This is a genomic window from Shewanella sp. 10N.286.52.A9, assembly GCF_041468985.1.
In the GTDB taxonomy this organism is placed as follows: Bacteria; Pseudomonadota; Gammaproteobacteria; order Enterobacterales; family Shewanellaceae; genus Shewanella; species Shewanella japonica.
The window spans coordinates 52,378-67,629 of sequence record NZ_JBFRJQ010000027.1; the positions used below are offsets into that span (position 1 = coordinate 52,378).

At 38.2% G+C, this 15,252-nt stretch carries 9 protein-coding genes; 3 read left to right on the forward strand and 6 right to left on the reverse strand.

The genetic code is table 11. The features are described from left to right. Positions 1-325: 325 nt before the first annotated feature. From AB4128_RS17425 to AB4128_RS17435, 3 genes are all read right to left on the reverse strand, one after another. A complete protein-coding gene (locus tag AB4128_RS17425; protein ID WP_372038441.1) occupies positions 326-2,632 on the reverse strand; it encodes a tetratricopeptide repeat protein in 2,307 nt (768 codons plus the stop codon). A 155-nt stretch (positions 2,633-2,787) separates the two neighbouring features. Then, positions 2,788-4,476: an alkaline phosphatase family protein gene (locus AB4128_RS17430; protein ID WP_372038442.1), complete on the reverse strand. Its 1,689-nt coding sequence runs from the start codon at positions 4,474-4,476 to the stop codon at positions 2,788-2,790. 115 nt (positions 4,477-4,591) lie between these two features. Next, on the reverse strand, positions 4,592-5,407 hold the full coding sequence (locus tag AB4128_RS17435) for a hypothetical protein (RefSeq protein WP_372038443.1): 816 nt from the start codon (positions 5,405-5,407) through the stop codon (positions 4,592-4,594). A gap of 293 nt (positions 5,408-5,700) precedes the next feature. Here AB4128_RS17435 and AB4128_RS17440 point away from each other — a divergent pair, with 293 nt between their 5' ends. Then, a complete protein-coding gene (locus AB4128_RS17440; protein WP_055023969.1) occupies positions 5,701-5,949 on the forward strand; it encodes a YdcH family protein in 249 nt (82 codons plus the stop codon). 95 nt (positions 5,950-6,044) lie between these two features. On the opposite strand, the gene AB4128_RS17445 is transcribed toward AB4128_RS17440, so the two are convergent. From AB4128_RS17445 to AB4128_RS17455, 3 genes are all read right to left on the reverse strand, one after another. Continuing rightward, positions 6,045-7,307, reverse strand: coding sequence for an ectonucleotide pyrophosphatase/phosphodiesterase (locus tag AB4128_RS17445; protein WP_372038444.1), 1,263 nt, complete (start codon positions 7,305-7,307; stop codon positions 6,045-6,047). Positions 7,308-7,524: 217 nt separating this feature from the next. Continuing rightward, complete coding sequence (locus tag AB4128_RS17450; RefSeq protein WP_119969500.1) at positions 7,525-10,728, reverse strand: efflux RND transporter permease subunit; 3,204 nt, start codon at positions 10,726-10,728, stop codon at positions 7,525-7,527. Between the two features lie 3 nt (positions 10,729-10,731). After that, entirely contained in the window at positions 10,732-11,928 is a 1,197-nt protein-coding gene (locus AB4128_RS17455; protein ID WP_372038445.1) for an efflux RND transporter periplasmic adaptor subunit, read from the reverse strand. A gap of 497 nt (positions 11,929-12,425) precedes the next feature. On the opposite strand from AB4128_RS17455, the gene galE reads away from it, so the two are divergent. After that, positions 12,426-13,454 carry a UDP-glucose 4-epimerase GalE gene (gene galE, locus AB4128_RS17460; RefSeq protein ID WP_372038446.1) on the forward strand — a complete coding sequence of 343 codons (1,029 nt, stop codon included), beginning with the start codon at positions 12,426-12,428 and terminating at the stop codon, positions 13,452-13,454. A 401-nt stretch (positions 13,455-13,855) separates the two neighbouring features. Beyond that, a complete protein-coding gene (locus AB4128_RS17465) occupies positions 13,856-15,202 on the forward strand; it encodes an MFS transporter (RefSeq protein WP_055023964.1) in 1,347 nt (448 codons plus the stop codon). Positions 15,203-15,252: the final 50 nt, after the last annotated feature.

The window sequence follows — 15,252 nt, forward strand, 5'->3', positions numbered from 1 at the left end:
TGATTTGATTTTAATCAATTGATGCTAATTTAGACAGCTGAGGTTTAAGTGTGAACTTGCAGAATAAAACCCTTTTTCCTTGTAAAAACAGAGTAAATTGCAATAAATATAATTGCGTTTCTATTTATTGAAAATGCAATTTTTGGATATCTGCTTTGAAGGGGGGATTTGGATTTTTAGAGGTTGTTCTTAATTCGATATAAATATAATTAACCTTTTCAGATAAAAACGTTCACACAGACTAGTGACTCAAGATTACAGAGTTTATTGTAACCTTGAGTGCACTGTAAGGCGCGTACCTTAATCTAATAATAGTCATTCATGCTTAACGTCCAGTTAATTGCTTAATTACCTGTGGAGGAACAATTTTTGACAGTCGTTTAATACAAGCATTCGTTGTTGGGTCACGATGTTTTATTTTAAACTCGCATAACGCATACAAATGTTGTGGGTTATTACCCACTTTATAAGCTTGCTCGATTGAGTTCATTGCTTTTTTTATATCTATTTTCTCTTGCGCGAGTCCTAATACATACCAGTATTGAGGATTTCTTGGTTCTACTTTCGTTGCTTGTTCGAAGTAGTCAATTGCTTCTGCAAGTTGCTGTTGTCGATATAAATTAAGTCCTGCACTGTACCTTAGTAACCCCGCTTTAGGTTGATTAGTTATTCCTTGTTTTAAAATAGCTAAGGACTTGTCATCATCACCGGTTTGTCGATATAAATCAGCTAAATTGGCATAACTTGTGGCAAAAATAGGTTCAATTTCAATTGCTTTTAAATAGCTCTTCTCTGCTTGTTGTATTTTTCCTTGGGCTAAATATACGTTAGCTGTATTCATCAAACCAAAACCTCGATCTGCATTAAAGGATTGAATTGCTAGATACTCATCCAAAGCGGGGCGAAGTTTTTCTTGTTGGGTATGAGTCATACTTGACCAGTCATTAATGAGAGAACTTGCCGTTTCTGTTCTTACTGCAAGTACAGGGTCATCAAGTAAAGGACTTATGATTTGCCAACGGTCAGAAAATGGATATGAGGTCACACCAGCAATAGCACCCAGCCTGATTTGTGGATCTTCATGTTTTACACCGCGCATGATTGCAACTAGTGCATTTTGTCCAGGGTAATCACTTAATCTACTTAATGCTGATGCTCTTATGATATCTGGGTTAGCATTATTTTGAGCAATATACGATAAGCTATCTCCGCTCGTCGGTACGCCTACAGCAGCTTGAGCAAACACTGTAGCAAAAGAGTCAGTTTGTCGATAATTTGATTGTGGGTAACGCTGCTTAATTGCATTATCAGCCCATTGGTTGTCTTTATCGGTATGACAAGATGTGCAAACGTTAGGAGTGCCGATTTTTAAACTGATATCAGGTCTAGGAACTTTAAAACTATGATCGGCTCGAGGGTCAACGTCCATATACGTCGTTTTAGGCATATGACAGGTCACACACTGCGCTGCGTCTGTGCCTGATTTATGTTGGCTATGAGTGTCAGCGGTATATTCACTAGGTAAGTGGCATTTAAAACAAATCGACTCGATTGGCGCATTAAGTTTATTACTATGAGGGTTATGGCAATCACTGCAGACTACCCCAACTTGATGCATTTTGGATTGTTTAAATGAACCTAAAACAAACACTTCATCATAAATTTGACCATCTGGATAATACAGATCTGCAGTGACAGCATTCAAAATGTATTTATCATAAAAGTTGCCTTTAATGTGATCATTTTGGTCACTTATTTGCGCTCTACGGCTATGACATTGACCACACGTGGCTAATTGATCAGATCCCTTAATTTCTGTTGGGGTTAATATTTTCTGACCTTTTTTATAGATCCATTTTCCTACTTTCGGCGATAAAGTACGCTCAAACCCGAAAGTCGCCTCATTTATTTTCGTTTTACTATCATCTTGGTGCGTCGCTTGGCTATTGCCTTTGATTTTAGCTTTTACATTTGAGGTGTTAGGTTGCTGGCTTGCCCAATACAAGTGATCGCTGGCGGGGCCATGGCAAGCCTCGCAACCTACATTAATCTCGGACCAAGTGGTATTGTATTGATTTTTTTCAGCATCATAATTTTTGCTGATGTTTGTAGAATGACAATCAGCACACATGTAATTCCAGTTCTGGCCATTATTTGTCCAGAAGAATTCATCATAGGGTTCCATATCAGGGTAAAGGTGAAACCATCTTTGCCCACCTTGGTCTTGATCTCGGGCATCCCATGCTAATGGAATAAGTTGTAGCCTACCATCAGGGAACTCAACCATATATTGTTGTAATGGATGGTAGCCAAACGTGTAGCTGATTTGATAATCATTAAACTTGCCATCAGGCCCTTTTGTATTCACCCAGTATTGGTCATCTATTTTAAATAATCGATATACTTCACTTTTGACTGTGAGAGAGGTATTGTCGAAATTCCCTAATACCGATTCGGCATTTGCATGACGCATTGACATATCATGATGTGAACCTTGCCAGTCTTTATATTCAGTTTGATGGCAATCTATACATTGATCCGTTCCGACGAACTCAGCGGCTTGTGTTATTGAGTGGTAACAATAAGAAGTAATAAGAATGCTGGCATACAAAACTAGCTGATTGAATTTCATATTAAAACGGCTATTTATCAAAAGGACTTTTATAGTAAAGCCAATTTTACATTTTACCAACACTAACTGATGACTAATTGAAAAAGCCAAACATAAGTTTGGCTTTTTGTTTGCAATAGATATAACCACGAAACGTCGTTATTTTGTAAAAGTGATTAATCGTTAAATTGTTTAATCACTTCTTTTAATGGAAAACCAGCAGCACTCGATGGCGCATTAATACCAAGAATGGCACTTAAGGTAGTGGCTACATCGACGGTGGCGACAGGTCGTTCAATCTGTTGCCCATCGAGTTTAAATCCAGCAAAGATTATTGGAACATGAGTGTCATAACGCCATGGGGAACCATGTACAGATGCGACATTGAGGCCATCGAAATCTGCTACGAATACATTTGGCTTAAATACGATGTAAATATCACCTGAGCGGCTGGGGTAAAAACTATTAACGACCTTTTGAGTTATCTCATCTTTAGGCACTGCACCTTCTAGTAAATGATGATAACTGTAGGCACGATGTATGCCTGCAACATTATTTAGAACGTTAGCGACTACAGACGTTGCATCTTTCAATTTAATTCCACTTTTTTTAAGGGCATCGTGATCTAAATTGACATAAGGTTGCCAAGCATTGGCAAACAAATTACCGCTAATCTTCCAGTCTTTTTTTAGTTTAACGATATCTTGTTGTTTTTCTAGAGAGGCTAAATCAAAATGAGTGGCTTTGGTGCCAAATTGGGTTAAATAGCCAGGTGCTTCAGGTGCGCCATGATCTGCTGATAATACAATTAACGTATTATCTAAACCTACTTTGTCATCGACATAAGAAAATAAACTGGCTAGCGTTCTATCAAGACGAAGTAAATTATCTTCTGCTTCTAAACTAGATGGGCCAAAAATATGGCCAACATAATCCGTAGACGAAAAACTAACAGATAAATAATCAGTGACTTTGTTTTGACCTAATTGATTATGTTCTATGACTGATTTAGCAAAATTGGCCGTCATTTCGTCACCGACTGGGCTGACAGTTAAAAACGTACTGAAATACGGATTGTCTCGCTTTCCAAATTGATGTGGGAATGTAATACCGTAACCTGGTAATTTAGTTTTCCAGTCATGAGCCGCATTATCACCAAACAAATATTCAGTTGATTCTTTTGATATAGTCCAAGACGTATCTGCATATTTTGCAATATCATTTTGTTGATTGAATTCATTAACCCATTGTGGATATTGATCAAAATAATATTGACTGCTGACAAACTCACCCGCTGATTTAGAGAACCAAAAAGCTTTTCCTGTGTGACCTGCAAGTGTAATTGCACCTCTGTCTTTTACTGACACTGCAAATATTTTGGATTTACCATTGTTACTGGCAGTGAGCTCATCACTAAAGGTGGTCGCTAAGATATTTTTAGGTGAGCGGCCTTCAACTTTACTGGCTTTTTGCGTGGGGTCTATTTCATTTTCAGCATCAACAGCGGCATTGGCACTGATCAAAGGGTGAGTTTTATCTTGAACGTTATAGATGGGCTGCTGTAATTGTTTATCAAACCATAAATTACTCACCATACCATGACTCGAAGGATGTGCGCCTGTCGCCAAAGTGGTGTGGCCAACAACTGTTTCTGTAATGGCATGTTGGTGATGGGCTTCGGTATAATACACGCCTTCATCAATAAGGTAGTTGAATCCTTCATCGGTAAAGTGATGTTGATAGCGGTTGAGTAAATCAGCGCGTAATTGGTCAACAGTGATCTGTAAGATTAATTTAGGCTCTTTAGCATCAACCTGATTTACAAGACAAACTGATAAAGCGGCAACGATTGGCGTCCATTTCATTTGATATCCTTTTCAACATAGTGGTCGAAGTGTGTACTCAATATTGATTCGTACTTAGATATGTTTAACAGAGATCCTTAAAATGATAAATAAGACAATGGTGTTGTAACGCTGTTTATTTCAATAAAGCTTGCTGACAGAGAGCTAACGATAAGCGAATTGAGTCAAGATATTGAGATGCGTGGTTGTCAGATAAATACCATATGCCTGTGTTTTTTTCTGGTTGTTGGTTAAAGAAAAGGGGCTCTACGTCTAATAAATTAGATTGTGTAGTACATGCTAACCAGTGCGATAACGGTAAATTCGCTAGTTTCTCTAGCGCTATAACACCTTCAGGTGTGCTTGATTGTAAGTTGGCAATTTTAGCTAGTAGGGTAAAAGGAGAGTCGTTAATGCTTTGCTCTGATGTGACGTCTACTGCACGATAGAGGGCTTTATTGTTATCTGATGATAACAATAAAGCAGGCCAATTAATTTGTGATCTTGGTGACTCTTTAATTTGGCTTAGTGCGATTCTTCTTTCTCCTAGCCAGTTATGAACAACGCAAGGCAGGTGCTCGTTTTTTGTCATGGTGTTATTACGGGCTAAATTAGGCAATAACGACATTCTTGTTAATGAAAGGGGAATCGTTAATCGACTAAATAAGATAAAACATGCCAGTCCAGAGGAAGGCCAGCAATTCAATCTGCTTTGAAGTTCATGAGCAATAGCAGAGAGTTGAGTGCTTAACCATTTATTATGGTGGCCGGTAACGACAAAATCTTCTGTTGAACCTGCAAAAGGGCCATTACAAATATTAATGATATGCTCTCCTTCAGCAACAGTTCCGTTAAAAATTATCGAGTAGCCATTTTTAGATGCTTGCCAATCTCCGTTGGCATTGCCAATAATTGTCACTTGGCCAAAATGTGGCGACTCAAATAATTGCATGTTAGAACCATAACGATGGATGAGAAAAAGAGAAATATTTACCAGTAAGCTTAACAGTAATCCAGTAATAGCGCTAAAAATTGCCTTGCAAACGCCTGCTTTATAGGCAAAAAATATGTTCTTTTGAATTACTGTATTTAATTAAAAACACTTTCTTGTAAACCTTAGCGTCAAAAGTGGCATTATTTGATTGAATTTTAAACTGTGTGATCTACATTCTAAATACGTTAGATTTATTCTTGTAAATTTATAAAGAACGAACATGGTTTATTTAATAATCAAATGAGGCTTTTATGTTAGGTGAAAATCACTCTCTTAGAAATGAATTTCCAGATCATTTAGACACAATCACTGCACTAAACAGTAGTGATGCGAACTTTGCTGAGATTTTAAAGCGTTATGATGAACTCGATAAACAAATACGTGATTTAGAGCTCAAAGACTCGCCAATTGCCGATGATGCAATCCATGATTTAAAACAACAACGCGTTGAAATGAAAGATGCGCTTTATCATAAAATAATGGAATCTGAAGCTAAGTAACTATCGCTATATTGTCTACTCCTTGGTTGTTATAAAGCCTGTTGATGACAACAGGCTTTTTTATCACCAAATAGGGGATCCGTTAAGTCATAGGATTACGGTTTGCGCAGCAAAGGCGACAAAAAACGTAACTCACCATCAATATCATCGGGTATCGTTAGCCCTAAAATATTGGCAATCAAAGGGTAGAGATGAATATTATCTGCTTGAGCAATTGTTGCCTGATTAAATGCAGGCCCTTTGGCGTATAAAACTGTATTCATATCGTGAATAGTTTGTGGATCATAGCCATGCTTTCCGATCACGCCAGGTTTTGCATCTGTGGAAGTAATATAGTGATTGTTACTAATAATAACGGCATCACCAATTGAAGGGTTTCCACTAAAATGGAGGCGTTCTGGCATTTCAGCTTGTAAATAAAACGCTAAACCTTCTACCTCTTCCACAAGCGCTTTCAGCCTAGCTAAATCTTGCTTTTTATTTTCACCTATAGCTGTGACTAATGAGAAGGCAGCATCATTATTAAAGATAAACTTATCTTTTAAATCAGCGACTTTACCCACTAATTTATCAGTGTAAATTCTATCAAATTCATCTACTTTAGCCATGCCGTGATCTGAAGTGATGATGACATTGATATCAATCGGTAAGTCATTTATTTGATTAAGTAAACTCGCAATAAGTTTATCAATGTATTGCACTGCGTTGTATGTCTGTGTTGACTCTGGGCCGTGATGATGGCCTGCGCTATCAACATCCGAAAAATATAAGGTAACGAATTGTGGTCTTTCGCTTTCTGGTAATGAAAACCACTCAACGACTTGTTGAATGCGTTGCTCATTTGGGGTTCGGCCATCATATTTAAGCCAGTAATTAGGTCTAAAGCCAGCAATTTTAGCTTCAGACCCTGGCCAGAAATAAGTGGCAGATTTTAATCCTTGTTGACGGGCCAAAGACCATAAAGGCACACCTTGATAGAACTGGCCATCGTTGACTGCTTCATGAATATTCATTGCATAATCACGTTTTAATACTGGATTATAAAAACGATTCGACACAATACCGTGATTTGCCGGATACAGACCGGTCACTAAAGTTAAGTGATTAGGAAAAGTTACTGTAGGAAAAGCCGGAGTGAATAACTCAACCGTTGCGGCATCCTTAGCAAATTGATTAAGTGCTTGAGGGTTATGTAGCTGATTGTAATCGTATCGATAACCGTCAATAGAGATTAATAGAACATTTTGCTGTTTAGCTGCTTTTTGACTGTCTGCGTTAACATTGGCGGAAAGTAATACGCACCAGCTTAAAAGTACGACTATGAACAACCTATTTTTGAAGGGTACACTTGCTTGCATTGTGATAATTTTCCTTTGAAAGAAGTGAAGCACTGCTGAGATTAAATCTTCGTTTTCGTTAACACTAATAATGCTTTACGCGAGTTAATATAACTTAGTTATATGACAAATCGACAAAGACAGGTTTAAAAGTAATAAAAAAGCGAAACCTAAGTTTCGCTTTTTTAATCATTAGCCGTTAATTCTTTGTCAGGCCAATTCAGAAGTTAATCCCTTGCTAGCTTGAACTATTCGTTAACGAATTAAGCTCTGCTAATGCTTGTTCCTTTGTTTGTGGTACATAAAGATGATAAATCTTACGTGCAATACGTCGCATATCTTCTATCGCAATATACAAACATGGGATTAAACATAAGGTAACCACAGTCGCAAACAACACGCCAAACGCTAATGAGACTGCCATGGGAATAACCATCTGAGCTTGCATGCTTGTTTCCGTCATAATAGGTACAAGCCCAATAAATGTGGTTAATGACGTTAACATTATCGCTCTAAAGCGGCGACAACCTGCATTAATAACAGCTTCATTCAGTTTAATGCCTTGTTTACGGGAATTATTGACATAATCGACCATAACGAGGGAGTCATTGACTACAACACCTGCAGCGGCGATGATCCCGAATACCGATAGGGCACTTAAATCAATGCCTAATATGATATGTCCTAACATAGAGCCAATCACACCAAACGGGATCACTGACATGATCATAAAAGGTTGCACATAGGATTTAAGCGGAATCGCTAACAAGCTATATATCACTAGCATTGAAATAATAAAATCACGCATTTGCGTATCAGCACTATCAAGCTGCTCTTGAATACTGCCTGAGACTTCACTTTTTACACGAGGATATTTGGCTAACAATTCTGGCATAAAGTTATCGCGGATATCTTTAGCCAGTTTGAAAGGCTCTGCTTGCTCTGCATCAACTGAAGCCCATACATTGATGGTGCGATTACCATTTTCACGACGAATACTACTCACACCTTGTACTACAGTAATGTTAGCCACTTCAGATAAAGGCAGTTCTGCGCCTTGTGGGGTTTTGATTAAAACATCTTGAACCAAGGCGATAGAATTACGTTGTTCCTCAGGGTAACGAAGCATCACTTTAATTTCTTCACCGTTGCGAATAATACGTTGCGCCTCAAGACCATAAAAACTGTTACCTACTTGCGATGCAATGTTGGCTAATGTTAGACCTAAGCTATGGGCTAACGGCTTTAAATCAAATTGAACTTCTTTGGCTGAAGATTGGCGGCTGTCATTGACGTCACTGACACCTTTTAAGGTGTTAAGTTTGTCTTTTAATGCTTGAGAAGCAGCTAACAGTTGTTGTTCATCATTTCCTTCCAATCTAAAGCTAATATCACCGTCATCACGTCCACCGCCAAATAAACTATCTTGAACAGTGAACGATTTGACTCCTGGGATTTTAGGCATTGCTTGGCGCCACATTTCTGCGACTTCAAATGTATTGATAGGACGTAAAGATGGATCAACAAGCTTAGTTCTTACTTCCGCACGAGTACGACCTTGTAATTCAACTTGTAGCTCTGCAATCATGCCTTGACCATATTGATCCTCTAGCTGCTTTTCAACGGTACGTAAGGCTTTCTCGATTGAGTGAGCTGCATCTAAAGTTGCTGTTTCCGCAGCATCGACATTCATTTCCAAGCTGATGCGAGGGAAATCATGTGGGATTTTAGGTTGGCCAATAAACCTAACTAATCCACTGATATATAATGATGCGCATATAACAATTAACATCACAAAGGTTGCAATAACCGCATAACGGTATTTAACCGCAACAGTAAGGCTTGGTTTATAAACGTTTTTTATGAACCAAGTCAGATTAGTTTCGATTTTCTTCTGAATGAAATTGACCCCATTTCGCAGCCAATCCAACGGATTCTTTGAACCTGGTTGAACGACTTTGGGTTTGTTCATATGGGCTAAGTGAGAAGGTAAAATCAGCTTTGATTCAACTAAAGAAAATAATAGACACAATATGACGACATAGCCGATTGCTTGGCCAAAGGCGGATGAAGGACCGTCATCTAAAGTAATAGGTAAAAAAGCGGCAATGGTGGTCAGTACGCCGAATGTAGCAGGCATAGCAACTCGTTTTACCCCTCTAATAACACTATCTATGTTTTGGCCATTTTCTTCACATTCTGTGTGAGCACTTTCGCCCATGACGATGGCATCATCTACCACGATACCGAGGACGAGAATAAATGCGAATAAACTAATGACGTTGATTGTCACGTCAATAAACCCCATTGGCATAAATAATAGGGTACCAAGGAAACAAACAGGTAGTCCCATCATTACCCAAAAAGCGAGCCTGACACGTAAAAATAGCGCTAACATGAAAAACACAAGAACAGCACCTGTTTTCATACTGTCTAGCATCAAATCTAACCGACCATCTAGGTAATAGGTCATATCTACCCAGGGCTCTAATGTTACACCTTCTGGTAACAGCGCTTGTTTCTTAGCAATGTATTCCTTCATTGTGTCAGCAACATCGGTGATGCTTTGATTTTTTGCTGCTCCGACAAAAAATGTGACGGCATTTTGTCCATTAAATTTTGAGTATTGAATACCTTCTTCAAATCCATCATTAACCGTGGCAACATCGCCTAATAAAAGGTTAGTACCATCATCTAAGGTTAACAGTGGCAAATCTTCAAATTCATAACCAACATAAGCTTGGTTTTCAACACGTAAGTTTATATAGCCGTTTTCAGCTTTGATTTGTCCAGCAGACATATTACGTGAGTAGCCACGCACAGCTTCTGCAACATCATTAAAGTTAAGACCAAATTCACGCAAACGGTCTTTACTTACCTCGACACTGATTTCGTAATTTAAGCCACCATAAAACTCCGAAATATTCACATTCGGTAATTGCATGATCTCTTTATGGATTTTTTCGCCTAAATCTTTTAGTTGTCGCTGAGATAGATCGCCATACAAACTTAAATACATGACTTCTTGACGAATTTTAATTCGCTCAACTTTTGGAAATTCCATCCCCGCAGGAAAGGTTGATACAGAACCAATTTCAGATTTTACTTCATCTAAAACAATCTGTGGGTCATAAGAGTCTTCAATCCTGAAGTAGCCGTTTGCTTGGTTGCGGTTAGAGTAGGTGATGACACGTTGTAAACCTTGAACTGTTTCAAGTGCTTGTTCAATTTTTACTGTTATACCTTCTTCAACTTCTTGCGGTGCTGCGCCAGGGTAAACTGCACTAAATTCAATCCAGTTAATTTCAACGGCAGGGAAGAACTGCTTACGAATCGTATTAGCAGTCAGTAAACCACCAAGTAAAATAATGATCATCAGTAAGTTTGCAGCAACACTGTTACGAGCAAACCAAGCAATTAAGCCTTTATTTGTATCTTCCATGAATTATTCCTTGTCTTCCATGGCTACAGCGGTGTCAGAATTCACCCCAATTGTTGGCTCAGTTTGTAAAACCTTATCCTGTGGTAAAGCAACTGACATCCCTTCAACAGGGTAATCTAGGGCTGAAGTGATAATGTTCATACCATTTTCTAATCCACTCGAAATAATGACGTTACTGCCATCTTGTCGAATGATATTAACGGGTAAATAACGCAGCTTATTTTCTTTATCCATAGTGGCGACAAGACCATTTACAATAAGGTGCCTTGGAACCACAGCAACTTCACCAGCATGGGTTCCACCAATATGTGCTGTAACATAAGTGCCGTAACGTAACTCTTTATGCTCCCCTTTAAGACCATAAGGATCGTCGACTTCAGCCACGAGGTAAGTCATTCTACTTTTACTATCAATAATGCCTTCACTGCGGACAATAGTGCCTATCCACTCTTGCTTTTCACCTGCAAAATTACCAACAAGTTTAACTTCAGCATTAGCACCTTTACGGTCAAGATATTGCATTTCTTTATCTGCGAGAGGTAATCTCACTTCCGCTTTGTCTGTGCTATAAACCAACCCAATTGATGCGCCATTACTGACATAAGTGCCAAGACCTATGTTACGGCTGCCAATCAGCGCATCGTATGGGGCTTTAATAATGGCACGTTCAAGGTTGCGTTTAGCCCGTAATAGTCCAGCTTCAGCGCTTTTCAGTTTAGCAATCTCTTGTGCCAGTTGTGGTTTACGAAGACTTAAGTCACTGGGTTTGCTATCAGTAATTTCTGCCCATTCACGTTCGGCTACTTGAGCGTTTGCTTTTTCTTGTACTAATGTCGCTTTTGCTGATGCAAGATTGGCTTGTGCATCTAACAGCGCTGATTCGTAGTCACTTGGATCAATTTTGGCTAGAACATCTCCTTTTTTGATGAAGCCGCCTTTAACAAAGTTATCTGATAGATAGGTAATTTCACCACTGACTTGAGCAACTATTTCAGTATGGTATTTCGCATTAACAACCCCGTAAGAACTGACAGTAAACGTCATTGGTTGATATTGTATTTTTTTAATTGATACGAGAGGCGTATTATCAATTGGTGGCTTTTCTTCAGGTGGTTTTTGCATTGAAATAAACACGCCTGAAATCAAAAGACCTACACCAATGATCCCTATTGGGAATAAAATTTGTTTTGCTGTAGCCACGACACTTCCTCTTGTTGAAGCTTATACAGGCGAAATGCCCGCTTAAATATTATGGTTATAGATATTATACGAGTATGTTACACGCTTTGTTAAAAGGTGACTGTTTCAATGTGTAATTTTTTGTGTCAATTAGGTATACATAATATGCTGCGTTTTAGATCACTTATTGTTTCCAATAATCAATCATTTAAATTTGATTATTATAATTTCTAAGGTTTGTTAAGTACGACTAAATTCATATTTAAGGTGAAGTTCAAAGGTTTATACAGTTCACTTTGTAACCATTTTGTTACTCGTGACGAGGGTGGGTAGGCCTCAATCAGCATGTCATTGTTAATCATTTTTGGTGAATACTGCATATCGTTAACAAAAAACAATCTGTATAAAGGTACATTTTTACGATAGACTTAATTTTATTAGCTAATTTTGTCATTAACGTTCAAAATTACGCTCAGCAAATAGCACATTTAAGTAAAAGTATTTCACAAGGAATAGAAATGAACGTTTTAGTCACTGGTGGTGCGGGTTATATTGGTTCGCATACGGTTTTATCGTTACTCGAAAATGATTGTAATGTAATTGTTTTTGATAATTTATTTAACTCAAACCTAGAATCGATTAAGCGAGTTGAAAACCTAACTGGAAAGTCTGTTCATTTTATTCAAGGTGATATCAGAGATAAGTCGCAGCTTAAATCATTATTTAGTCAAAATAATATTGATACAGTCATTCACTTTGCTGCATTAAAAGCAGTTGGTGAATCAGGACAAATTCCATTGGCTTATTATCAAAATAATGTGCATGGTTCTGTTTGCTTACTGGAAGTGATGGCTGAACATAATGTGCATAATTTTATTTTTAGTTCATCGGCTACAGTATACGGAGAAGAAAATGATGTTCCGTATGTTGAAACGATGAAATTAGGTACGCCTTCAAGTCCGTACGGTGCCACTAAAGTAATGGTTGAGCGCATTATGGCCGATACCGCTGCATCAAATCCCGATTTTAGAGGGGTGTCACTCAGGTACTTTAATCCGATCGGCGCACATGAGAGTGGTCTGATTGGCGAGTCGCCTAAAGGAATACCAAACAATTTACTGCCATATGTCGCACAAGTTATGGTTGGGAAAAGAGAAAAGTTAAGTGTCTTCGGCGATGATTATCCGACTAAAGATGGTACTTGTGAGAGAGATTATTTACACGTAATGGATCTTGCTGAAGGTCATGTAGCAGCGATGAATTGGTTAACTCGTCATCCTGCATTTACCGGGGTTGAAGCGTTCAATTTAGGTACAGGAAATGGCGTTTCAGTATTTGAAATTGTCAGCGCTTTCGAATTGGCGGTAAAAAAAGCCATACCTTATGAAGTTAGCCCAAGACGTGCTGGTGATTTACCGGCTTTCTGGGCTAATGCTGAGAAAGCCAATAAACAGCTTAATTGGAAAGCCACTCGTACATTGCAACAAATGATGGAAGATACATGGCGTTGGCAATCTGCCAATCCAAATGGCTACGACAAAGAATAAGTTTCTAATTATAAAGGCGATGAATACATCGCCTTTTTTATTGCTTATAAACGTCTGTTTTATCAGGAACCGTTAAATCAGACCCTTGAATGCTTTTACTCATAATAATGTCCTTATACGAGTATGTTAAACTTTGCTAAGTTAACCATCCTTAATCAGCCGCTTCAAATCTTGAACACGAAAAAATGAAAGTCTTCTTATCAATGTCTTCTTATCAATGTCGTGACTAGTCAATAACGCTGAACACATTCTAGTTAGCCGTTAATTTCTCTTTATATTACTCCACATCAAGCTTGTTGTTACTAAATGGTTAAATTTCCATTAAAAGGTATTTACAATCTAATTTTAACCATATAGTATTTTTGACTATAACAAGTTAATTACATTTGGCTGGGGAATAAATGGAAAACGCAAAGCTGACCATCAAAGAAAAAATGGGGTATGGGTTAGGTGATACTGCCAGTAATATCGTGTTTCAAATGGTCGCTAATTTCATGTTGATTTTCTATACCGATGTTTATGGCCTGTCTGCAGCTGCAGCCGGTACCTTATTGCTGTCGGTCAGGTTATTTGATGGTTTTACTGATCCAGTCATGGGCGGCATTGCTGATAGAACGAGAACCCGTTGGGGATCGTATCGTCCATATATTTTGTTTCTTGCGATTCCTTATGGTGTTTTAGCGTGTTTAGCCTTCATTACTCCTGATTTTGATACCACTGGAAAACTTATCTATGCCTATATCACTTATGGACTATTGATGACCTGTTATACCGCAATCAATATTCCTTATGGCGCACTTGGCGGTGTCATGGTTAATGATCCTAAGGAAAGAACGTCATTACAGTCTTACCGATTTGCAATGGCTATGGCTGCGTTAGTCATTATCGTGTGGGCAATTCCGAGACTAGTTGAGTTTTTTGGTCAAGGTTCTGATACCAAAGGCTATCCATTAGCAATGGTGTTCATGGGAGCATTAGCTGCAAGCTGCTTCTTGTTATGTTTTAAAATGACTAAAGAAACTATTCAGGTAACAGAGAGAAAAAGCTTTAGACACATTTATAAAGACTTCTTCGAATTATTTAAGAATGACCAATGGTTAGTGATAGCCATTATAAGTTTAGCGACGTTAACACTCATAGGGATCCGTGCATCTGTCGCACCGCATTACATTAAATATTATGTGGGTGACGAGAGCCTTCTATCAAACTTTTTAACAGTAGCAGCTATTGGCTCTGTTCTAGGTGCAATTTCGACAAATTTCTTATCTAAATACTTTGAAAAAAAGGTGTTGTTTCAGGTTGCTTTAGTTGTTGTCATTATCTCTCATAGCTTATTTTACGTGATTGCTAACGATCAAATACTGCTGATATTTATCATCTATTTTATTGCTAATTTTGCACACATGATTATTACGCCCATTATGTTCTCAATGGTTGCAGACACCGTTGACTATGGTGTTGAAAAGATAGGTAGACGCCTGACTGCAATTACTTTTTCGGGCCATTTATTAGCTATCAAATTTGGTTTCGCAATAGGCGGAGCATTAGCAGGATGGTTGCTGTCGGCTTATAACTATATACCTAATCAACAACAAACAGATGAAACCTTGTCTGGCATATTATTAGCCTTTGCCGGCATACCTGTGATTTGCACTGTCATTTGTTTAATTGTAATTGCGAAATACAAGCTAACAGAAGTTGAAGTTAAAAAAATTCAACTCAAATTGATAGGGACTGAGCAGCAATAAGGCAAAGACTTGTTAATCGCTACAGAATATAGACGGTAAGGGTTGTTTCT